Annotated in this window: 21 protein-coding genes; 17 read left to right on the plus strand and 4 right to left on the minus strand. The window is 69.1% G+C overall.

Annotated elements, in window-relative coordinates; translation table 11 throughout:
• Positions 1 to 12 precede the first annotated feature (12 nt).
• The 4 genes from A5775_RS11145 to A5775_RS11160 are packed head-to-tail and all read left to right on the plus strand — an operon-like array spanning position 13 to position 5733.
• Positions 13 to 1410 (plus strand): ABC transporter substrate-binding protein, encoded by a 1398-nt coding sequence (locus A5775_RS11145; protein WP_067251886.1) that lies wholly within the window; start codon positions 13 to 15, stop codon positions 1408 to 1410.
• Complete coding sequence (locus A5775_RS11150; protein WP_067251887.1) at positions 1407 to 2264, plus strand: ABC transporter permease; 858 nt, start codon at positions 1407 to 1409, stop codon at positions 2262 to 2264. Before A5775_RS11145 ends, A5775_RS11150 begins: the two co-directional genes overlap by 4 nt.
• Positions 2261 to 3010, plus strand: a complete 750-nt coding sequence (locus A5775_RS11155; protein WP_067251889.1) for an ABC transporter ATP-binding protein — start codon at positions 2261 to 2263, stop codon at positions 3008 to 3010. The genes A5775_RS11150 and A5775_RS11155 overlap by 4 nt, the downstream gene beginning before the upstream one ends.
• Entirely contained in the window at positions 3007 to 5733 is a 2727-nt protein-coding gene (locus tag A5775_RS11160) for a fumarate reductase/succinate dehydrogenase flavoprotein subunit (protein WP_082952972.1), read from the plus strand. The genes A5775_RS11155 and A5775_RS11160 overlap by 4 nt, the downstream gene beginning before the upstream one ends.
• On the opposite strand, the gene A5775_RS11165 is transcribed toward A5775_RS11160, so the two are convergent.
• The 3 genes from A5775_RS11165 to A5775_RS11175 form a co-directional block, all read right to left on the minus strand.
• Positions 5734 to 6273, minus strand: a complete 540-nt coding sequence (locus tag A5775_RS11165; RefSeq protein WP_067251892.1) for a GNAT family N-acetyltransferase — start codon at positions 6271 to 6273, stop codon at positions 5734 to 5736.
• A gap of 12 nt (positions 6274 to 6285) precedes the next feature.
• Entirely contained in the window at positions 6286 to 7491 is a 1206-nt protein-coding gene (locus tag A5775_RS11170; RefSeq protein WP_067251967.1) for a serine hydrolase, read from the minus strand.
• Between the two features lie 71 nt (positions 7492 to 7562).
• A complete protein-coding gene (locus A5775_RS11175; RefSeq protein ID WP_231995149.1) occupies positions 7563 to 7994 on the minus strand; it encodes a hypothetical protein in 432 nt (143 codons plus the stop codon).
• A 108-nt stretch (positions 7995 to 8102) separates the two neighbouring features.
• On the opposite strand from A5775_RS11175, the gene A5775_RS11180 reads away from it, so the two are divergent.
• From A5775_RS11180 to pyrF, 9 genes are all read left to right on the plus strand, one after another.
• Entirely contained in the window at positions 8103 to 8723 is a 621-nt protein-coding gene (locus A5775_RS11180; protein ID WP_231995150.1) for a MerR family transcriptional regulator, read from the plus strand.
• A 195-nt stretch (positions 8724 to 8918) separates the two neighbouring features.
• A complete protein-coding gene (locus tag A5775_RS25365; protein ID WP_156660658.1) occupies positions 8919 to 9230 on the plus strand; it encodes a hypothetical protein in 312 nt (103 codons plus the stop codon).
• A gap of 183 nt (positions 9231 to 9413) precedes the next feature.
• Positions 9414 to 9986, plus strand: a complete 573-nt coding sequence (pyrR, locus tag A5775_RS11190; RefSeq protein WP_067251972.1) for a bifunctional pyr operon transcriptional regulator/uracil phosphoribosyltransferase PyrR — start codon at positions 9414 to 9416, stop codon at positions 9984 to 9986.
• The gene (locus A5775_RS11195) at positions 9983 to 10942 is read left to right on the plus strand and encodes an aspartate carbamoyltransferase catalytic subunit (protein ID WP_067251899.1); all 960 of its coding nucleotides are present in this window, start codon (positions 9983 to 9985) and stop codon (positions 10940 to 10942) included. The genes pyrR and A5775_RS11195 overlap by 4 nt, the downstream gene beginning before the upstream one ends.
• Positions 10939 to 12231 (plus strand): dihydroorotase, encoded by a 1293-nt coding sequence (locus A5775_RS11200; protein ID WP_067251902.1) that lies wholly within the window; start codon positions 10939 to 10941, stop codon positions 12229 to 12231. Before A5775_RS11195 ends, A5775_RS11200 begins: the two co-directional genes overlap by 4 nt.
• The gene (locus A5775_RS11205; RefSeq protein WP_067251904.1) at positions 12228 to 12746 is read left to right on the plus strand and encodes a transporter; all 519 of its coding nucleotides are present in this window, start codon (positions 12228 to 12230) and stop codon (positions 12744 to 12746) included. The genes A5775_RS11200 and A5775_RS11205 overlap by 4 nt, the downstream gene beginning before the upstream one ends.
• Positions 12743 to 13867 (plus strand): glutamine-hydrolyzing carbamoyl-phosphate synthase small subunit, encoded by a 1125-nt coding sequence (gene carA / locus A5775_RS11210; RefSeq protein ID WP_067251907.1) that lies wholly within the window; start codon positions 12743 to 12745, stop codon positions 13865 to 13867. The genes A5775_RS11205 and carA overlap by 4 nt, the downstream gene beginning before the upstream one ends.
• Complete coding sequence (carB, locus tag A5775_RS11215) at positions 13867 to 17232, plus strand: carbamoyl-phosphate synthase large subunit (RefSeq protein WP_067251909.1); 3366 nt, start codon at positions 13867 to 13869, stop codon at positions 17230 to 17232. The genes carA and carB overlap by 1 nt, the downstream gene beginning before the upstream one ends.
• Positions 17229 to 18053 (plus strand): orotidine-5'-phosphate decarboxylase, encoded by an 825-nt coding sequence (gene pyrF / locus A5775_RS11220; protein ID WP_067251911.1) that lies wholly within the window; start codon positions 17229 to 17231, stop codon positions 18051 to 18053. Before carB ends, pyrF begins: the two co-directional genes overlap by 4 nt.
• A 96-nt stretch (positions 18054 to 18149) precedes the next feature.
• On the opposite strand, the gene A5775_RS11225 is transcribed toward pyrF, so the two are convergent.
• Entirely contained in the window at positions 18150 to 18572 is a 423-nt protein-coding gene (locus tag A5775_RS11225) for a molybdopterin-binding protein (RefSeq protein ID WP_067251913.1), read from the minus strand.
• A gap of 690 nt (positions 18573 to 19262) precedes the next feature.
• Here A5775_RS11225 and mihF point away from each other — a divergent pair.
• From mihF to coaBC, 4 genes are all read left to right on the plus strand, one after another.
• Entirely contained in the window at positions 19263 to 19577 is a 315-nt protein-coding gene (mihF, locus tag A5775_RS11230; protein WP_046185993.1) for an integration host factor, actinobacterial type, read from the plus strand.
• An 88-nt stretch (positions 19578 to 19665) separates the two neighbouring features.
• A complete protein-coding gene (gmk, locus tag A5775_RS11235; protein WP_369827822.1) occupies positions 19666 to 20337 on the plus strand; it encodes a guanylate kinase in 672 nt (223 codons plus the stop codon).
• Between the two features lie 64 nt (positions 20338 to 20401).
• Positions 20402 to 20728, plus strand: a complete 327-nt coding sequence (rpoZ, locus tag A5775_RS11240) for a DNA-directed RNA polymerase subunit omega (protein ID WP_067251917.1) — start codon at positions 20402 to 20404, stop codon at positions 20726 to 20728.
• 21 nt (positions 20729 to 20749) lie between these two features.
• Positions 20750 to 22012 (plus strand): bifunctional phosphopantothenoylcysteine decarboxylase/phosphopantothenate--cysteine ligase CoaBC, encoded by a 1263-nt coding sequence (gene coaBC, locus A5775_RS11245; RefSeq protein WP_067251920.1) that lies wholly within the window; start codon positions 20750 to 20752, stop codon positions 22010 to 22012.
• Positions 22013 to 22023 lie beyond the last annotated feature (11 nt).

The following is a 22023-nucleotide window of genomic DNA, read 5'->3' on the forward strand; positions in this document are numbered from 1 at the left end:
CCAGGAACTTCGATGAAACGACACGCCGCCTGGCCGGTGTCGGCGATGATCGCGGTCGCCACGCTCACCTCCGGTTGCTCGCTGGAATCCCTGTCGCAGTCATCCGGTGTGGTCAACGTGGTGGTGGGATACCAGTCCAAGACCATCAACACCGTCACCGCGGGCACGCTGCTGCGCGCACAGGGCTACCTGGAACGCCGACTGGCGAACATCACCGCCCGCACGGGCACCAAATACGCCGTGCGGTGGCAGGATTACGACACCGGCGCCCCGATCACCGCACAGATGCTCGCCGAAAAGATCGACATCGGTTCGATGGGCGACTATCCGATGCTGATCAACGGCTCCAAGACACAGGCCAACCCGCTGGCCCGCACCGAGATCGTCTCCATCACCGGCTACAACCCCAAAGGGGCCCTCAACATGGTGGTGGTGACCCCGGATTCACGCGCGGCGGGCCTGGCCGACCTCGCCGGCGCCAAGGTTTCCGCCAGCGTCGGGTCGGCCGGCCACGGCACCCTGGTGCGCGCGCTGAGCAGGGCCTGCGGCGGCGGTGTCTGCGGTGTTGAGGTGCTCAACCAGCAACCGCAGGTCGGCGCATCGGCGCTGGAATCCGGTCAGGTGCAAGCGCTCTCGCAATTCGTCGCCTGGCCCGGGCTGCTGGTTTACCAGGGCAAGGCCAAACTGCTCTACGACGGGGCCGAGCTGAACCTGCCTACCCTGCACGGTGTGGTGGTGCGCCGCTCCTACGCGTCGGCGCACCCGGAGGTGCTGGGCGCCTTCCTGCAGGCGCAACTGGACGCTACCGACTTCCTGAACAACAAACCGCTTCAGGCCGCCCGCATCGTCGCCGAGGAAAGCGGACTGCCCCAGGAGGTGGTGTACCTCTACAACGGTCCCGGCGGGACGTCCTTCGACACCACGCTGAAACCCTCTCTCGTCGAGGCTCTGAAAAGCGATGTGCCGTACCTGAAGTCGATCGGTGACTTCGCCGATCTCGATGTGGCGAAGTTCGTCGTGGAGGAACCGTTGCGCGCGGTGTTCACCGCCCGCGGGCTGGACTATGCGGCATCGCGGGCGCGCACCGCCAACCCGTCCGCGCTGCGCGGCGACCCCGCGTTGGCCAGTGAGCTGTGGCTGGACGGAGCCACCGCGACGCAAACGGCCGCGACCCCGACCGGCCTGCTGCAGGCCGTGCGGGACGCGGTCGGCCACGGCGCCAAGGTCCGGGCGGCCTACGTTCCCGACGCCGAACTCGGCACCCGCTGGTTCGCCGACAGGGCGTTCTGGGTCAAAGACGGGCAGAACTATCTGCCGTTCGGCACCGCGGCCGGGGCGAACCGGTACCTCGCCGGTCACCCGGGTGGTGCGGCGATGGATTACCAAGAGGCGCTGGGAGGTTCGGTATGACTGCACAAGTGGTGGCCGACCAAGTCCTCGGCCTCGCCGCGGCGCCTCCGGCGGCGCGGCCGCGGCGAATGACGGCGCAGTGGCAGTCTCGGCTGCTGCGACTGGCGTCGGTGGCCGCCGCGGTCGGGTTGTGGCAGTTGCTCACCGCGGACAAGGTGCGGCTGTTGCTGCGGTTCGACACGCTGCCCACCGTCACCGAGATCGTCAATGCGCTGCACCGCCGGCTCGGCACCGGCGAGTACTGGCTCGACCTGGCGCAGTCGTTGATCCGCATCTTGACGGGCTTCGGGCTGGCCGCCGTCGTCGGCGTCGCGACCGGTGTGCTGCTGGGCCGTTCGCGGTGGTTCGCCGACGTGTCCGGGCCGCTGGTGGAGCTGGCGCGGCCCATCCCGGCGATCGCGATGGTGCCGGTGGCCATCCTGCTGTTCCCGACCGACGAGGCCGGCATCGTGTTCATCACGTTCCTGGCGGCGTATTTCCCGATCATGGTCTCGACGCGGCACGCGGTGCGCGCGCTGCCCACGTTGTGGGAGGACTCGGTACGCACGCTGGGCGGCGGCCGGTGGCAGGTGCTGACGCAGGTGGTGCTGCCCGGCATCCTGCCCGGTGTGTTCGGCGGCCTGTCCGTCGGCATGGGCGTGGCATGGATCTGCGTGATCTCCGCCGAGATGATCTCCGGGCGCCTCGGCGTCGGGTACCGCACCTGGCAGGACTACACCGTGCTGGCCTACCCCCAGGTGTTCGTCGGCATCATCACCATCGGCGTGCTGGGATTCGTGACCTCGGCGGCCGTCGAATTGGTGGGCCGCCGCGTGACCCGCTGGCTGCCGCGCGCACAGGACGGTTCGCGATGACCGCGACGAAAACCGGGATGTCCCTCGAGCTGGACCGAATTCGGTTGTCCTACAACGGGCCGCCGGTGATCGACGAGCTGAGCCTGGTGGTGCGGCCGGGGGAGATCCTGGTGCTGACCGGGCCGTCGGGCTGCGGCAAGTCGACGGTGCTGCGGGCCCTGGCGGGTTTGCTTTCGCCCGACGGTGGCCGCGTGCTGGCCGACGGCGGCGCGGTCGACACCACCTCGGGCGATCGGGGAATGGTGTTCCAGGACAATGCGTTACTGCCCTGGCGCACCGTGCGGTCCAACATCGAGCTGGCGCTGCGCCTGCGCGGCCAGCCCCGGGCCGGCCGGCGCGCGGCCGCCGAGCGGTGGATCGACGAACTCGGCCTCACCGGATTCGGTAACTATTTGCCCAAGAGCCTGTCCGGCGGGATGCGCCAGCGCGTCCAGCTCGCGCGCGGCCTGGCCGGGGCGCCGCGCGCGGTGATGATGGACGAGCCGTTCGGGGCGTTGGACACCCAGACGCGGGCCGCGATGCAGCGGCTGCTCATCGACGCCTGGCGCACCCACCCCACCACGATCGTGTTCGTCACCCACGACGTCGACGAGGCGCTGGCGCTGGGGGACCGCATCGTGGTGCTGGGCCGGGCCGGTGAGCCGCCGCGCGCCTCGATCGAGGTGGCGGATCCGCGCAGCGAACGGCCGCACGAGGAATTGCGCGCGCAGATCATCGCGGCGCTGAATTACGCGGAGGTCCCATGATGCAAATTCCCGACCCGACGGCTCCGCTCCGGCTCGACTGCGACGTCCTCGTCATCGGCGGCGGCACCGCCGGCACTATGGCGGCGCTGTCCGCCGCCGAGAACGGCGCACAGGTGCTGTTGTTGGAGAAGGCCCACGTGCGGCACTCCGGCGCCCTGGCGATGGGCATGGACGGTGTCAACAACGCGGTGATCCCCGGCAAGGCGGAGCCCGAGGACTACGTCGCCGAGATCACCCGCGCCAACGACGGAATCGTCAACCAGCGCACGGTGTATCAGACCGCCACCCGAGGCTTCGCGATGGTGCAGCGGCTGGAGCGCTACGGGGTGAAGTTCGAGAAGAACTCCCGCGGTGAGTACGCCGTGCGCCGGGTGCACCGTTCGGGTTCCTACGTGCTGCCGATGCCCGAGGGCAAGGACGTGAAAAAGGCGCTGTACCGGGTGCTGCGGCAACGGTCGATGCGCGAGAAGATCCAGATCGAGAACCGGCTGATGCCGGTGCGCGTGCTGGTCGATGGCGGGCGGGCCGTGGGCGCCGCGGCGCTGAACACGCGCACCGGCGAATTCGTCACCGTCGGCGCCAAGGCGGTGATCCTGGCGACCGGGGCGTGCGGCCGGCTCGGGCTGCCCGCCTCGGGCTACCTGTACGGCACGTATGAGAACCCGACCAACGCCGGCGACGGCTACTCGATGGCCTACCACGCGGGCGCCGAGCTGTCCGGGATCGAATGCTTCCAGGTCAACCCGCTGATCAAGGACTACAACGGCCCGGCGTGCGCGTACGTGGCCAATCCCTTTGGCGGATATCAGGTCAACGCGCACGGCGAGCGGTTCGTGGACTCCGACTACTGGTCGGGGCAGATGATGGCCGAAGTCAAAAGCGAGATCGATTCCGCGCGCGGACCCATCTACCTCAAGGTGACGCACCTGTCCGACGAGACGCTGACCGCGCTGGAAAACATCCTGCACACCACCGAACGGCCCACCCGGGGCACGTTCCACGCCAATCGGGGCCACGACTACCGCACCCACGACATCGAGATGCACATCTCCGAAATCGGGTTGTGCAGCGGGCATTCCGCCTCCGGCGTGTGGGTCGACGAGCAGGCCCGCACCACGGTGCCCGGCCTGTACGCGGCGGGGGATATGGCCTGCGTCCCGCACAATTACATGATCGGGGCGTTCGTGTTCGGCGATCTGGCCGGCACGCATGCCGCGTCCACCCTGGCCGACGTCGCTGCGCCCCAACAGCTTCCGGAGGACCAGGTGCGCGAGGCGCACGAGCTGATCTACCGGCCGCTGCGCCACCCGGACGGCCCGCCGCAGCCGCAGGTCGAATACAAGCTGCGCCGCTTCGTCAACGACTATGTCGCACCGCCCAAGACGGCGGCCAAACTGTCGCTCGCGATCCGCACGTTCGACCGGATGAGCAAGGAAATCGCCGAGATGGGCGCCCGCAACCCGCACGAGCTGATGCGCGCGGTGGAGGTGTCGTTCATCCGGGACTGCGCCGAGATGGCCGCCCGATCCTCGCACACCCGAACCGAATCGCGGTGGGGCCTCTATCACGACCGTGCCGATCTGCCCGGGCGCGACGACAACCAATGGGGCTACCACCTGAACCTGCGCAAAGCGACCCAAGGCGACGCCGAAAAAGGAATGGTGTTTCTCAAGCGGCCGGTGGCGCCCTATTTCGTGCCGGTCCCGGAGCTGGACGGCCTGCCGCCCACCGACCAGACCGTGTACCCGGTGGAGGAGCCGCCGCTGATCGGCGGTCAGGCCCCGGCCACGGCGGTGTCCCGAATAACCTCGGGCGCAACGGCGTTCGATCCGCCCTCGCCCCGGATCGCCGAGGTGCTGGCGCTCGAGGAGCCGACGGTCGCCGACCTGGGGCGCTACCTCGCCGATGCGGATCCCGGTGTGCGCCGGACCGCGGTGGCGACGCTGACCGAGCACATCCCCGACGGGTATGCGCCGGCCCTGTTGGCCGCGCTGGGCGACGACGACTCCGCGGTGCGCCGCACCGGCGCCGAGGGGATCCGCGAGCTGGTCGAGGTGCTGCCCGGGCCCGAAAAGGCCCGCGAGCACCTGGATTCGGCCGACCGCGTGGTGCGGGCGGCCGCGCTCTACGTGCTGGCCGCACGCGGCGCCGGTGACGGCGCCCAGTACCGTCGCGCCCTCGCCGATGCCGATCATCGGGTGCGCATCGAGGCCGTGCGCGCGCTGGTCTCGGTCGACGACGTGCAAGGCGTCGTGGCGGCCGCCGGCGCCGAGAACCGGGAGGTGCGGATCGCGGCGGCCGCCGGGCTGGCGACGCTAAGGGTGGCGGCAGCCCCAGCCAGCCGGGCGGTGCGCGGGCTGGTCGCCGACACCGATCCGCTGGTGCGCGCGGCGGGCCTTGCCGCGCTGGGTGAATTGGGGTGTGGCCCCGAGGATTACCCCGCGATCAGGCAGGCGCTGCGGGCGCCGGCGTGGCAGGTGCGCGAGGGCGCGGCGCGTGCGCTGGCCGGTGCGGCGGCGGAGTTCGCGGTTCCGCAGCTGTCCGAGGCGCTCAGCGACGCGCATCTGGACGTGCGCAAGGCGGTCGTGCTCAGCCTGACCCGGTGGGCGGTGCAACCCGCGGCCCGTGACGCCCTGGGGATCGCGCTCAAGGACGGCGACGCCGACGTGCGGGCCTACGCGCGCCGGGCGCTGGAACACGACGGCTCGCTGCAGAACGGCTAGTCAGCGCAGGATCTTGGCGTAGAGCAGGCTGTCCTGCGGCTCGGGCCCCATGGTGGGGTAGACGGCGTGCCGGGCCAGCCGGCCTTCCAGGAAGAAACCGGCGTGCTCCAGCAGGCGCGCCGAACGCTCGTTGTCGACGCTGCACGTGGCCCACACGCGATACACGTCGCGATCGGCGTCGAGCGCGGTGAGCAGCATGCCGAGCACCTCGGACATCAAACCCTTACCCCACCAGCGTCGGCCCAGGCAGTAGCCGATCTCGACCGAGTGCGGCGCCGTGCGCCGGCAGCTGGCCAGTCCGACCACCTCACCGCGGTGCCGCAGCTCGATCACCCAGGTCTTCTCGTCGGTGCCGGTGTTGAGCTTTTCGGTGATCACCCGCCGCGTCGCCGCCACGTCGGGATGCGGTGCCCACAGCAGATATTTGGTGACCTGCGGATCGCGGGCGACCCGCTGGAAGAGCGCGCCGGCGTCGTCGAGCGCGGGCAGGCGCAGCGTCAGCCGCGGCCCGTTGATGCGGTCGGGTGGGTAATCGGCCATCGCGATCCGCGCTCAGAGGCCGAGCGCACGATAGGTGTTGCGGACGAATCTCGGTTGTGCCGTGCGGAGTTTGGCCAGCGACGTGTTGCCGGCGACGGCCGTGGCCGCGTCGACGGTGAGATCCGGGAGATTCTGGATGAGGTAGATCAGGATCAGATCCGCGGCGGGGTCCGCCTGCCACCAGGTCCCGTAGGCGCCGGGCCAGCTGAACGTGCCGACGCCCCCGGGCCCGAAGAGCGGTGTGCTCCTTGCGGGGTCGGTCACCACCGACAGATTCAGCCCGAAGCCGCGTCCGATCCAATACGGCGCGCCCAGGAAGTTGTGCCGCTTCTGCTCGTCGGTCAGCCGGTCGGTGCGCATCAGCCGAACGGACTCCGCCGACAGCACCCGCACACCGTCGATCGTTCCGCCGGCGAGCAGCATCCGCACGAAGCGCAGGTAATCGTCGGCGCTCGACCACAATCCGCCGCCGGCGTTGCAGAACGAGGGCGGCGTGAGGTGCGGCGGCCCCATCACCCCGTGTTGCAGCTGGTGTTCGTTGGTGAGCCGGTACATGGTCGCCGCGCGGCGCCGCGCCTCGGGGGTGACGAAGAACCCGGTGTCGGGCATGCCCGCCGGACCCAGGATCCGTTCGTCGAGAACCTGATGGAACGGCTTGCCCTCGATGCGGGACGCGATGACGCCCAGCAGGTCGATGGAATGGCTGTAGGTGACCCGGTCACCGGGTTGATGCACCAGCGGCAGCTTGGCCAACTCGGCCAGCCAGATGTCTGGGCCCTGATTGAACGGCAGCCGCATGTAGGCCTTGGAGATCGGCCCGGACACCGAGAACCCGTACGCCAGGCCACTGGTGTGGGTGAGCAGATCCTCGATCAGGATGGTGCGGTTCACCGGATGGGTCCGGTCCAGCGGGCCGTGCGGATCGTCGAGCACCCGCACGTCGGTCAACTCCGGCGCCCAGCGCACGACCGGATCCTTGAGGTTCAGCTTGCCCTCGTCGACCAGACTCATCACCGTCGCGACGGTCACCGGCTTGGTCATCGACGCGATGCGAAACAGCGTGTCCCGCTGCATCGGCAGGCCCGCGTCCACGTCGCGATAGCCGATCTCGTTGACCTGCAGCAGTTCTCCGTGCTGCCACACCACCGTCACCGCGCCGGCGAGCAGGCCGGCGTCGCACACGTCGCGGACCGAGGCCGCGTTGCCATCGAGATTCACCCGGTTCACGTTAATGGTCGCCGTGTGGCTTCCGTCGACAGACCAGCCGGCGCGATCGTCGTCGGCTAGTTTCAGATTCGCTCGATCCCGGCGAGCAGGGTTGCCACCCCAGATGTCAGTACGCCAGTGATCAGTAGCGTCGCGCCGAGCCAAACACTCGCGATCATGCGGTTCGGGTGTGCCGGGTTACGACCGAGCACCGACAGGAAAAATCCCGCGGGCATCAGAATGGCTGCCAGCAACACGGCGATCGCCCCGCTATTGGCGACGGCCGGGTTCGCACCCGCGGCGTTGCCCAGTACCGACAGCAGTAGGCCCAGCATCACGAGCACACCGGCGTGCGCATGGCCCGCCCGGAAAAAAGACTTCTGGAGATCATTGGTTTCGTGGGTGCCGGTGACAACGCGCAGCAGAAAGACGCCGCCGGATGCGATGGTGACGATCGAGATGATGGTTGCCCCGAGCGTGATACTCATAAATGGGGTGATCAGCGAGGTGTTCATAGTAATTTCCTGAACGTCATAATCCTTGGTTGGATACTTCCACTATCCAATAGTGGATAGTGGAAGTATCCAATGTCAAGATGTTTTAGACGCGATATTCGAAGGAGGGTGCCCGTGCTGATGTCGGAACTGGCAACCCAGACCAACGTGCCGGTGCCGACGATCAAGTACTACCTACGTGAGGGCGTACTGATGCCGGGCCGTGCCATCAGTTCCACCCGCGCCCACTACGACGAGCCACATGTCCGGCGGATAGCTCTGATCAGAGCGCTGTCGGCACTTGGTCTGTCGATTGCCCAGATTAAGTCAATTATCGGACTCATTGACCATCCCGGCCGGTCGCTTTTCGCGACGCTGGGCGCGGCAACAGCGGTGCTCTCGCACCCCGCTGAACCCGCACGCAACTCTGACTGTTCGCGGGCTGAGGAAGCGCTCCGAGTGCTCGATTTCGCGGTGCCCGACGATCTGCCCGCGGTGGCGCAGCTTGACCGCGCCCTCGCCGACGCCGAGGCCGCCGGTGTGCCGATGACCGAGGATCGATTGCGCGCCTACGCGCCGCACATCAGCGCCATCGCAGCGTACGACATCGAACAGATGCCGCTCGAACCTGCCGCAGCGGCAATCGAATACGCCGTACTGGGCACCATCTTCTACGAACCGATCCTCGCCGCCCTGCGCCGCATCGCGCACGCTGGACTGACCGCCCAACGGCTGGTCGAGGGCGGGTAGGCCGCCGACTAATTTCTCAGCGCCGCTGCGCGCGGGCGTACCAGAGCGCCACCACGGGCCGCGGCCACCGCGGCCCGGTGGGATTCGCCTCGGAGAAGCAGCCGGCAGAGGTTGCTCAAGCAGCACCCTGCCGTTTGTCCTAAAGCGGAGTTCCTCGCCGGCGGACGCTGCCAACTCTGTCCATCGTGCGGCCGGGTGTATTCATCGCGCCTGGCAGTTGTGGCACCCTTTCACCGTATTCTGGACGCGCGCTACGCATCTCGCTTCCAGCTCGACGGGGCATGCACCCGTCATGTCGCCTCGCTGGCGTCGAATCGATCGACCGTGGCCATCGTCTTGGAAGGCAATGCGGATAAGCATTCTGACGGTGACGTGCCGTCGAAGAGCACGGTGCACTTTCATCCCACGCGTCGCCGCGAGTCGGTACGTGCTCATTGCCCGCCTCACAATGACAACAAGCCGGACCGCCGGATCCGCGACAGCGTCGGCCGCCACTTGTCGCTGTGAGGCGGGCACAAATCGTGTCCTCTCGCGGAGAGACTCATGGGGCGGGTGTGACGGGTACGAGTGGGAGCGATGCGCGCCACACACGCCAGCCGCCGCCGCCCCCGAAATTAGTGCTACGCTGCCGTGCAGTCGACATCCTTTAACGATCCGTCCGGTGAGGCGGAGAAGGAGGTCAAGTTTCGTATGGGTGCTGCGGGCGACACGGGCTCAGCCAGTGATTCCCGGGAATTGATGTCGGCGGCCGACGTGGGCCGCACCATTTCCCGCATTGCGCACCAGATCATTGAAAAGACCGCGCTGGATGGTCCCGACGCCCCACGGGTCGTGCTACTGGGCATCCCCACTCGCGGCGTGATCCTGGCCGAACGCCTGGCCGGCAACATCGGCGAATACAGCGGCGTCGAAGTCGGCCACGGCGCGTTGGACATCACCCTGTACCGCGACGACCTGATGCAAAAGCCACCGCGGCCGCTGGAGGCCACCTCGATCCCGGCCGGCGGCATCGACGATGCGTTGGTGATCCTCGTCGACGACGTGCTCTACTCCGGCCGCTCGGTGCGTTCCGCCCTGGACGCGCTGCGCGACGTGGGCCGCCCGCGGGCGGTGCAGCTGGCGGTGCTGGTCGACCGCGGCCATCGCGAACTGCCGCTGCGCGCCGATTACGTGGGCAAGAACGTTCCCACCTCACGCAGCGAGAGCGTGCATGTCTTGTTGAGGGAGAACGACGGTGACGACGGGGTGGTGATCTCGCGATGACGCGCCACCTGCTGGCCGCCGGCGACCTGAGCCGTGACGACGCCACCGCCATCCTCGACGACGCCGACCGCTTCGCCCAGGCGCTGGTGGGCCGCGAGATCAAGAAGCTGCCGACGCTGCGCGGCCGCACCATCGTGACGATGTTCTACGAGAACTCGACCCGCACCCGGGTGTCCTTCGAGGTGGCCGGCAAGTGGATGAGCGCCGACGTGATCAACGTCAGCGCCGCCGGATCATCGGTGGGCAAGGGCGAGTCGTTGCGCGACACCGCGCTGACGCTGCGGGCGGCCGGGGCGGACGCGCTGATCATCCGGCATCCGGCATCGGGAGCCGCGCATCTGCTTGCCGAATGGACATGCGCCGACAACGATTCCGGCCCCTCGGTGATCAACGCCGGGGACGGCACCCACGAGCACCCGACGCAGGCGCTGCTGGACGCGCTCACCATTCGCCAGCGGCTCGGCGGCATCGAGGGCCGGCGCGTCGTGATCGTCGGCGACGTCCTGCACAGCCGGGTGGCCCGTTCCAACGTCATGCTGCTGGGAACCTTGGGCGCCGAGGTGGTCCTGGTGGCACCGCCGACGCTGCTGCCGGTCGGCGTCGAGGGCTGGCCGGTCACCGTGTCCAACGACTTCGACGCCGAGTTGCCCGCCGCCGACGCGGTGCTGATGCTGCGTGTGCAGGCCGAGCGGATGAACGGCGGCTTCTTCCCGTCGGTGCGCGAATACTCGTCGCTGTACGGGCTTTCCGATCGCCGTCAGGCGATGCTGCCCGGCCACGCCGTGGTGCTGCACCCGGGACCGATGCTGCGCGGCATGGAGATCGCATCATCGGTAGCCGATTCGTCGCAATCAGCTGTGCTGCAACAGGTTTCCAACGGTGTGCATGTGCGGATGGCGGTGCTGTTCCATGTGCTGGTCGGCACCGAATTAGCCGGGGAAGAGGGTGCGGCGTGAGCGTGTTGCTGCGCGGGGTGCGCTTGTACGGGGAAGGCGACCGCGTCGACGTGCTGGTCGATGACGGTCAGATCGCCGACGTCGGCCCCGGCCTTGACATTCCCGACACGGCCGACGTCATCGACGTCACCGATCAGATACTGCTCCCGGGGCTCGTCGACCTGCACACCCACCTGCGGGAGCCGGGCCGCGAATACGCCGAAGACATCGAAACCGGCTCGGCCGCTGCGGCTTTGGGTGGTTTCACCGCGGTGTTCGCGATGGCCAACACCAACCCGGTCGCCGACAGCCCCGTGGTCACCGACCACGTCTGGCATCGGGGCCAACAGGTCGGCCTGGTCGACGTGCACCCGGTGGGTGCCGTCACCGTCGGGCTGGCCGGCAAAGAGCTCACCGAGATGGGCATGATGGCGGCCGGCGCCGCGCAGGTGCGGATGTTCTCCGACGACGGCATCTGCGTGCACGACCCGCTGGTGATGCGCCGCGCCCTCGAGTACGCCACCGGCCTGGGCGTGCTCGTCGCCCAGCACGCCGAGGAGCCCCGGCTGACCGTCGGCGCCGTCGCCCACGAGGGGCCCACCGCCGCCCTGCTGGGCCTGGCGGGATGGCCGCGGGCGGCCGAGGAATCGATCGTCGCCCGGGACGCGCTGCTGGCCCGCGACGCCGGCGCCCGGGTGCACATCTGCCACGCCTCCACCGCGGGCACCGTCGAGATCGTGAAATGGGCCAAGGATCAAGGGATTTCGATCACCGCCGAGGTCACCCCGCACCACCTGATGCTCGACGACAGCCGGCTGACCAGCTACGACGGGCGTAACCGCGTCAACCCCCCGCTGCGCGAAGCGGCCGACGCGGTGGCGCTGCGCCAGGCGCTGGCCGACGGCGTCATCGACTGCGTGGCCACCGATCACGCCCCGCACGCCGAGCACGAGAAGTGCGTGGAATTCTCCGCCGCGCGGCCCGGCATGCTGGGGTTGCAGACGGCGCTGTCGATCGTGGTGCAGACGATGGTCATCCCGGGTCTGCTGACCTGGCGCGACCTCGCTCGGGTGATGAGCGAGAACCCCGCGCGCATCGCGCGCCTGCCCGACCACGGACGGCCGCTGGAAGTGGGGGAGCCGGCCAACCTGACGGTGGTGGACCCCGAGGCCTCGTGGACCGTCGCCGGGCCCGACCTGGCCAGCCGGTCGGCCAACACACCCTACGAAGCGATGACCCTGCCCGCCACCGTGACCGCGACGCTGCTGCGCGGCAAGGTCACCGCCCGAGACGGGAAGTGCCCGATATGAATTCAGGCACCCTGGTGGGGTCGCTGATCTTCGCGGCCGTGCTGGTGGTCGTGATCACGGTGGTGATCCAGCTGATGATCCGCACCTGGCAGCGCCGCGCGCAGCGGCAGGCCGAGCTGATCGGCAACCTGCCGGAGGTCCCGGACGAGGTGGGTGCAGCGACCCTCACCACCCGCGGCCACTATTGCGGTTCCATGATGGCGCCGGGCTGGAGTGAGCGGATCGCGGCCGGCGATCTCGGTTACCGCAGCAGAGCGGTGCTGACCCGCTACACCGGTGGAATCATGGTGGAACGCCTCCGGGCCCAACCGATTTGGATCCCACAGGACTCGATCACGGCCATCCGCATGGAACGCGGAATGGCGGGCAGGCCGGCCCGGGTCGGCATCTTGGCGATCCGCTGGCGGCTGCCGTCCGGCGTCGAGATCGACACCGCTTTCCGGGCGAATCACCGCCACGACTACGACGGGTGGCTTCAGGAACCACGGCATGGCCAGGAGGAAGAGGTCGCGTGAGCAGTAAGGCGCTGTTGGTGCTCGAAGACGGCCGCGTCTTCACCGGCACCCCGTTCGGCAAGATCGGCCAAACATTGGGAGAGGCGGTGTTTTCCACCGGCATGTCCGGCTATCAGGAAACGCTGACGGACCCCAGTTACCACCGGCAGATCGTGGTGGCGACCGCGCCGCAGATCGGCAACACCGGCTGGAACGGCGAGGACGCCGAGAGCCGCGGCGACAAGATCTGGGTGGCGGGCTACGCGGTGCGCGATCCCTCGCCGCGCGCGTCCAACTGGCGCGCCACCGGAACCCTGGAGGACGAGCTCGTCCGCCAGCACGTCGTGGGCATCGCCGGCATCGACACCCGGGCGGTGGTTCGGCATCTGCGCACCCGCGGTTCGATGAAGGCAGGGGTGTTCTCCGGGGACGCGCTCGCCGACTCAGACGAACTGTTGCAGCGGGTACGGGGGCAGCACTCCATGCTGGGTGCCGACCTGGCCGGCGAGGTCAGCACGCCGGACACCTACGTCGTGGAACCTGAAGGGCCACCCCGGTTCACGGTGGCCGCGCTGGACCTGGGCATCAAGACCAACACGCCGCGCAATTTCGCGCGCCGCGGCATCCGCAGCCACGTGCTGGCGTCGTCGGCGACCTACGAGCAGATCGCCGACATCAAGCCGGACGGCGTGTTCTTGTCCAACGGCCCGGGTGACCCCGCCACCGCCGACCACATCGTGGCGGTCACCCGTGCGGTGCTGGGCGCCGGAATCCCGTTGTTCGGCATCTGTTTCGGCAATCAGATCCTGGGCCGGGCGCTGGGCCTGGCCACCTACAAGATGGTGTTCGGTCACCGCGGCATCAACATCCCGGTGATCGACCACGCGACCGGGCGGGTGGCGGTGACCGCGCAAAATCACGGCTTCGCGCTCGAGGGGGAGGCCGGCCAGTCCTTCGACACGCCATTCGGCCAAGCGATGGTCAGCCACACCTGCGCCAACGACGGAGTGGTCGAGGGCGTCAAACTCGCCGACGGGCGGGCGTTTTCGGTTCAATACCATCCAGAGGCCGCCGCCGGCCCACACGACGCGAATTACCTGTTCGACCAATTCGTCGAGTTGATGGCAGGGGAGGGCCGCTGATGCCGCGTCGCACCGACTTGCGTCACGTGCTGGTGATCGGCTCGGGGCCGATCGTGATCGGCCAGGCCTGCGAGTTCGACTACTCGGGCACCCAGGCCTGCCGGGTACTGCGCGCCGAGGGGTTGCAAGTCAGCCTGGTCAACTCCAACCCGGCCACCATCATGACCGACCCGGAGTACGCCGACCACACCTACGTCGAGCCGATCACCGCCGCGTTCGTCGAGAAGGTGATCGCCCAGCAGGCCGAGCGCGGCAACAAGATCGACGCGCTGCTGGCCACCCTGGGCGGGCAGACCGCGCTGAACACCGCGGTCGCGCTGTACGAGAACGGGGCACTGGAGCGCCATGGCGTCGAACTCATCGGCGCCGACTTCGACGCCATCCAGCGCGGCGAGGACCGCCAGCGGTTCAAGGACATCGTCGCCAAGGTCGGCGGTGAATCCGCCCGCAGCCGAGTGTGTTTCACCATGGAAGAGGTCCGCGAGACGGTCGAGGAGCTGGGGCTGCCGGTCGTGGTCCGGCCCAGCTTCACCATGGGCGGCCTGGGTTCGGGGATGGCGCGATCCGTCGAGGAGGTCGACCGGATGGCCGGCGCCGGGCTGGCCGAAAGTCCGAGCGCCAACGTGCTCATCGAGGAATCCATCTACGGCTGGAAGGAATTCGAGCTCGAGCTGATGCGCGACGGCAACGACAACGTGGTCGTGGTGTGCTCGATCGAGAACTTCGACCCGATGGGCGTGCACACCGGTGACTCGGTCACCGTCGCGCCGGCCATGACGCTGACCGACCGCGAATACCAGCGGATGCGGGATCTCGGCATCGCGATCCTGCGCGAGGTCGGCGTGGACACCGGGGGCTGCAACATCCAGTTCGCGATCGACCCGGCCGACGGCCGGCTGATCGTCATCGAGATGAACCCGCGGGTGTCGCGGTCGAGTGCCTTGGCGTCCAAGGCCACCGGCTTCCCGATCGCCAAGATCGCCGCCAAGCTGGCCATCGGGTACACCCTTGACGAGATCGTCAACGACATCACCAAGGAAACGCCGGCCTGCTTCGAGCCCACCCTGGACTACGTGGTGGTCAAGGCGCCGCGGTTCGCCTTCGAAAAATTCCCGGGCGCCGATCCCACCCTGACCACCACGATGAAGTCCGTCGGCGAGGCAATGTCATTGGGTCGCAACTTCATTGAGGCTTTGGGCAAAGTGATGCGGTCGCTGGAGACCAGCCGCGCCGGCTTCTGGACCAAGCCCGACCCCGAAGGTGACGTCGAGGAGGTGCTGGTCCGGCTGCGGACACCGACCGAGGGCCGCCTCTACGACATCGAACTCGCGCTGCGGCTGGGCGCGTCGGTGGAACGGGTCGCCGAGGCCAGCGGCGTGGACCCGTGGTTCGTCGCACAGATCGGCGAGCTGATCACGCTGCGCACCGAACTGATCGCCGCCCCGGTGCTCGACGCTGATTTGCTGCGGCGCGGCAAGCACAACGGGCTCTCGGATCGCCAGATCGCCGCGCTGCGGCCCGAATTGGCCGGCGAGAACGGGGTGCGGTCGCTGCGCGAGCGCCTCGGCGTCCACCCGGTCTACAAGACCGTCGACACCTGTGCGGCCGAGTTCGAGGCCAAGACGCCGTATCACTACAGCAGCTACGAGCTGGATCCCGCCGCCGAGACCGAGGTGGCCCCGCAGACCGAGAAACCCAAGGTGCTGATCCTGGGGTCGGGACCCAACCGTATCGGCCAGGGCATCGAATTCGACTACAGCTGCGTGCACGCGGCAACGACGTTGTCGCAGGCCGGTTTTGAGACTGTGATGGTCAACTGCAACCCGGAGACGGTGTCCACTGACTACGACACCGCCGACCGCCTGTACTTCGAGCCGCTGACCTTCGAGGACGTCCTGGAGGTTTTCCGCGCCGAGCAGCAATCGGCCGGAGACGGACCGGGGGTGGCCGGGGTGATCGTGCAGCTCGGCGGCCAGACCCCGCTCGGGCTGGCGCAGCGCCTCGCCGACGCGGGCGTGCCGATCGTCGGCACCCCGCCGGAAGCCATCGACCTGGCCGAGGACCGCGGCGCGTTCGGCGACGTGCTGACCGCGGCCGGCCTGCCGGCGCCGAAGTATGGCACCGCAACCACTTTCGACCAGGCCCGCCGGATCGCCGAAGACATCGGATACCCGGTGCTGGTGCGGCCCTCCTACGTGCTGGGCGGGCGCGGCATGGAGATCGTCTACGACGAGGAGACACTCAAGGGCTACATCACCCGCGCGACCGAGCTCTCGCCCGAGCACCCCGTGCTGGTCGATCGCTTCCTCGAAGACGCGGTGGAGATCGACGTGGACGCGCTCTGTGACGGCACCGAGGTGTACATCGGCGGCATCATGGAGCACATCGAGGAGGCCGGCATCCACTCCGGCGACTCGGCCTGCGCACTGCCGCCGGTGACGCTGGGCCGCAGCGACATCGAGAAGGTGCGCCGCGCGACCGAGGCCATCGCGCACGGCATCGGCGTGATCGGGCTGCTCAACGTACAATACGCGCTCAAGGACGACGTGCTCTACGTCCTGGAGGCCAACCCGCGGGCCAGCCGCACGGTGCCGTTCGTGTCCAAGGCCACCGCGATCCCGCTCGCCAAGGCGTGCGCCCGGGTCATGTTGGGCGCCAGCATCTCCCAGCTTCGCGACGAGGGGCTGCTGGCCGCGTCCGGGGACGGGGCCCACGCGGCGCTGGACGCCCCGATCGCGGTCAAGGAGGCGGTGCTGCCGTTCCACCGGTTCCGCCGCGCCGACGGCTCGGGCATCGACTCGCTACTCGGCCCGGAGATGAAATCCACCGGCGAAGTGATGGGGATCGACCGCGACTTCGGCAGCGCCTTCGCCAAAAGCCAGACCGCCGCCTACGGGTCGCTGCCGGCGCAGGGCACCATCTTCGTGTCGGTCGCCAACCGGGACAAGCGCTCACTGGTGTTCCCCGTCAAGCGCCTGGCCGACCTCGGGTTCCGCGTCCTTGCCACCGAGGGAACCGCGGAGATGTTGCGCCGCAACGGGATTCCGTGCGACGAGGTGCGCAAGCACTTCGAGGACCCGCAGCCGGGGCGCCCCGCGCAGTCGGCGGTGGACGCGATCAAGGCCGGCGAGGTCGACATGGTGATCAACACGCCCTACGGCAACTCCGGTCCGCGCATCGACGGCTACGAAATCCGTTCGGCCGCCGTGTCGGTCAACATCCCCTGCGTCACCACGGTGCAGGGTGCGTCGGCCGCGGTGCAGGGCATCGAAGCGGGCATCCGCGGTGACATCGGGGTGCGGAGCCTGCAAGAACTGCACAGCCAGATCGGCCACGCCGGCCCGCCGGGAAACGGGGCCCGGTGACCGGCTTCGGGGTCCGGCTGGCCGGCGCGAAAGCCGAACGGGGGCCGCTGTGCGTGGGCATCGACCCCCATCCCGAGCTGCTGCGGGCGTGGGGCCTGCCCACGAACGCCGACGGGCTGTCGGCGTTCTGCGACATCTGCATCGAGGCGTTCTCCGGCTTCGCCGTCGTCAAACCCCAGGTCGCGTTCTTCGAGGCCTACGGCGCCGCCGGATACGCGGTGCTGGAACGCGCCATCGCGGTCCTGCAGTCCGCCGGGGTGCTGGTGCTGGCCGACGCCAAGCGCGGTGACATCGGCACCACGATGGCCGCCTACGCCGCCGCCTGGGCGGGTGATTCGCCGCTGGCCGCCGACGCGGTGACGGCCACGCCGTACCTGGGGTTCGGGTCGCTGCGGCCGCTGCTGGAAACCGCGGCCGCGCACGACCGGGGGGTGTTCGTGCTGGCGGCCACCTCCAACCCGGAGGGCGCGACCGTGCAGCGCGCCGCCTTCGACGGCCGCACGGTGGCCCAGTTGGTCGTCGACCAGGCGGCGGTGATCAATCGGTCCGCGATCCCGTCCGGGCCGGGATATGTCGGCGTCGTCGTGGGCGCGACGGTGCTGCAGGCGCCCGATCTCAGCGCCCTGGGCGGCCCGGTGCTGGTGCCCGGGCTCGGCGTCCAGGGCGGGCGACCCGAGGCGCTCGCCGGGCTGGGCGGGGCGGAGCCGGGGCAGCTGCTGCCCGCGGTGGCACGCGAGGTGTTGCGGGCCGGGCCGGGGGTGACGGAGTTGCGCGGGGCGGCCGAACGGATGCTGGACGCCGTCGCCTACTTGGCGGTGTGAGCTAGACGGTATGCGGCGACCCGCTGCGCCCGGCTACGAGCCGTAGTGGCGACCCGCCGCGCTTGCGATCGCCACGGCCGCGCTGGCGATCGCCGCCTAGTCCGACGCCAGCGCCGTATTGGGCTGGGCGGTTTCGACGATGACGGTGGTGGCCTTGACGACGGCCACCGCGACGCTGCCGGGGCGCAGCTGCAACTCCTCGGCGGCCTCGGTGCTCATCAGCGAAACGACGGTGAACGGGCCGCACTGCATCTCCACCTGGGTCATCACCTTGTCGCTGACCACCGAGGTGACCAGACCGACGAAGCGATTGCGGGCCGAGCTGCCGATGCTGAGCGGGTCGGCCGGCGGCGCGGGCGCGTTGGTGCGGGAGAAGTGGGCAAGATCCTCGCTGGCGATCACCTTGCGACCGGCGGCGTCGTGACTGACCTCCAAGGTGCCCTGGTTGATCCAGCGCCGCACGGTGTCATCGCTGACGCCGAGCAGCTCAGCCGCCTGGCGAATTCGCAGGTTGGACACGCCCCGATCGTATCTGATCGCGGACCGCGGATTAGCTGAACCGCAGCCCGGCGCGGCCGCTTTTCCGCAGGTACGGGGCTGTTCGACAGACGATCCCGTGCCTGCGAACGAACGACGATCGTGGGCGCGAATCCGCGGACCCGAGGCGTGGATTCGCGGCGCGCCGGTGCACCCCGGCTCGCGGCCCCGATTCGCGGGCGCTCGTGGCGCCCGGCGTCGCGGACCCGGGCCCGCCACAGCCCCGCCGGGCCCGGTGCACCCGCCGCGGCCAGCGGGGCGGCGGCGCTGGCCTGCCCTTTGGCCGGCGAACGCGACACGCGCGACACGCCGCGACGAATCCGTGATCCCTCGCACCGACCCCGATCGGTGCGCGCCGGCGCATTTGCAAACGGCGCCGTCACCGCACCCGCCGCCGGCCGGGTCGATAAAACCCCTGGTAGAAGGCTCAGGAGCGGGCGAAAGCGGCCGCGCCAAAGCCGCCGGAAGGGCGTCGAGGCGGGCGTCGTCGGCGCCGTCTGGCGGGCAGCTTTGGCGGGACACGCGCCGTTGCATGCTGGGAGTTTGCCCCGTTTAGCAGGGGGGCGGGTTAGATTTCGTCAGGAGGCCTGAGTACGGTCGTCTCCGCTGGCAGAAGAACCGGCGAGACAAAATGAGATCGATTGAAATTGATTGATCAGATACGGAGGAATCGTGGCCCTTCCCCAGTTGACCGACGAGCAGCGCGCGGCCGCGTTGGAGAAGGCGGCTGCCGCACGTCGAGCACGAGCAGAGCTCAAGGACCGGCTGAAGCGTGGCGGCACCAACCTCACCCAGGTGCTCAAGGACGCCGAGACCAACGAAGTCCTGGGCAAAATGAAGGTTTCTGCGCTTCTCGAGGCGTTGCCTAAGGTCGGCAAGGTCAAGGCGCAGGAAATCATGACCGAGCTGGAGATCGCCCCCACCCGCCGCCTGCGCGGTCTCGGCGATCGTCAGCGCAAGGCCCTGCTGGAAAAGTTCGGCTCCTAACCCGCCCGCCGACGATGCAGGCCGAACGGCCTGTGGAGACGGCGGGCAACCCGACGCGAGCCGTGGGCGCACCTGTCCGGGAGCGCCTTTGAGCGCCGGCGGGGGACCGGACATCCAGCACGGGACACGTCCCGAACCATCGCGTGACGGACGTGTGGTCGTGCTGTCCGGTCCCTCAGCGGTCGGCAAGTCGACGGTGGTCCGGTGCCTGCGCGAGCGGGTCCCGGACCTGCATTTCAGCGTCTCCGCCACCACGCGGGCGCCGCGGCCCGGCGAGGTCGACGGCGTCGACTACCACTTCGTCAGCCCCGCCCGCTTCCAGCAGCTCATCGACGAGGGCGCCCTGCTGGAGTGGGCCGAAATCCACGCGGGACTGCACCGCTCGGGGACCCTGGCCGAGCCGGTTCGGGCCGCCACCGCCCGCGGATTCCCGGTCCTGATCGAGGTCGACCTGGCCGGCGCCAGGGCCGTGAAGAAGGCGATGCCCGAGGCCCTGACGGTGTTTTTGGCGCCGCCCAGCTGGGAGGACTTGGAGGCCAGGCTGGTCGGCCGCGGCACCGAGACCGCGGAGGTCATGCAGCGGCGCCTGGAAACCGCGCGCACCGAAATGGCGGCCCGAGACGACTTCGACCGGGTGGTCGTCAACCGTCGATTGGAGTCTGCGTGCGCTGAATTGGTATCCTTGCTGGTGGGAACTGCACCGGACCGGCATGACCCGGCTGGCCAGACCAGAAGTCAGACCACATCCAATCAAGATTGAGCACCGAACTTTCAGCGGCTATCAGGCCGTTTGGTCCTCTAGTCCGCCAAGGAGATTGACCTCAGTGACTATTCCGCAGTCCGACTCGGCGCTGGCCGCCGTCCCCGACCGGTTCGATCCTGCCGCCGGGGGACAGGGCGCATACGACACCCCGCTGGGTATCACCAACCCGCCCATCGACGAGCTGCTCGACCGCGTCTCGAGCAAGTACGCCCTGGTTATCTACGCGGCCAAGCGGGCCCGTCAGATCAACGATTACTACAACCAGCTCGGTGAGGGCATCCTCGAGTACGTGGGGCCGCTGGTCGAGCCGGGGCTGCAGGAAAAGCCGCTCTCTATCGCGCTCCGCGAGATTCACAGCGACCTCCTCGAGCACACCGAGGGCGAGTAACAGGGCCGGGCCGGGCGCGCTGTGGACCGCAAGCGGACCCCCAAACGAGTCGTAGTCGGCGTCTCCGGCGGCATCGCCGCCTACAAGGCGTGCACCGTCGTCCGTCAGCTGTCCGAGGCCGGTCATTCGGTCCGGGTCATTCCCACCGAGTCCGCGTTGCGCTTCGTCGGGGCGGCCACTTTTGAGGCGCTCTCCGGCCAGCCGGTGCACACCGGCGTCTTCAACGACGTGCCCGAGGTTCCGCATGTCCAGCTCGGCAAGCAGGCGGACCTGGTCGTGGTGGCCCCGGCCACCGCGGATCTGCTGGCCCGCGCGGTACACGGCCGGGCCGACGATCTGCTGACCGCCACCCTGCTCACGGCGCGCTGCCCGGTGCTGTTCGCGCCGGCGATGCACACCGAGATGTGGTTGCACCCGGCCACCGTCGACAACGTGGCCACGTTGCGCCGCCGGGGTGCCGTGGTGCTCGAGCCCGCCGCCGGGCGGCTCACCGGGACGGACAGCGGGTCGGGCCGGCTGCCCGAAGCCGAGGAGATCACCACCCTGGCCCACCTGCTGCTGGAGCGCCACGACGCGCTCCCTTACGACCTCGCCGGCTGCAAGATGCTGGTCACCGCCGGCGGCACCCGCGAACCGGTCGACCCGGTGCGCTTCATCGGCAACCGCAGCTCCGGCAAACAGGGCTACGCGGTGGCGCGGGTGGCGGCCCAGCGCGGGGCCGAGGTCACCCTGATCGCGGGGCACACCGCGGGGCTGATCGATCCCGCCGGCGTCGAGGTGGTCCACATCAGCTCAGCGGCCCAGCTGGGCGACGCGGTGTCCAAACGCGCCCCCGAGGCCGACGTGCTGGTGATGGCCGCCGCGGTCGCCGACTTCCGGCCCGCGCACGTTGCCGCCGCCAAGATCAAAAAAGGCGCCTCAGAAGACACCGCGCCCCCGACGATCGAGCTGGTGCGCAACGACGACGTGCTGGCCGGGGCGGTGCGTGCCCGGGCGCACGGGCAGCTGCCCAACATGCGCGCGATCGTGGGCTTCGCCGCCGAGACCGGCGACGCCAACGGGGACGTGCTGTTTCACGCCCGCGCCAAGCTGCAGCGCAAGGGCTGCGATCTGCTGGTGGTCAACGCCGTGGGCGAGGGGCGCGCGTTCGAAGTGGACAGCAACGACGGCTGGCTGCTGGCCTCCGACGGCACCGAGTCGGCGCTACAGCACGGCTCCAAGACATTGATGGCCAGTCGTATCGTGGACGCGATCGCCGCGTTCCTGCACGGGGACAGCGGGTAAGACGGTCGACT

Source organism: Mycobacterium sp. 852002-10029_SCH5224772 (assembly GCF_001667315.1).
GTDB lineage: Bacteria > Actinomycetota > Actinomycetes > Mycobacteriales > Mycobacteriaceae > Mycobacterium.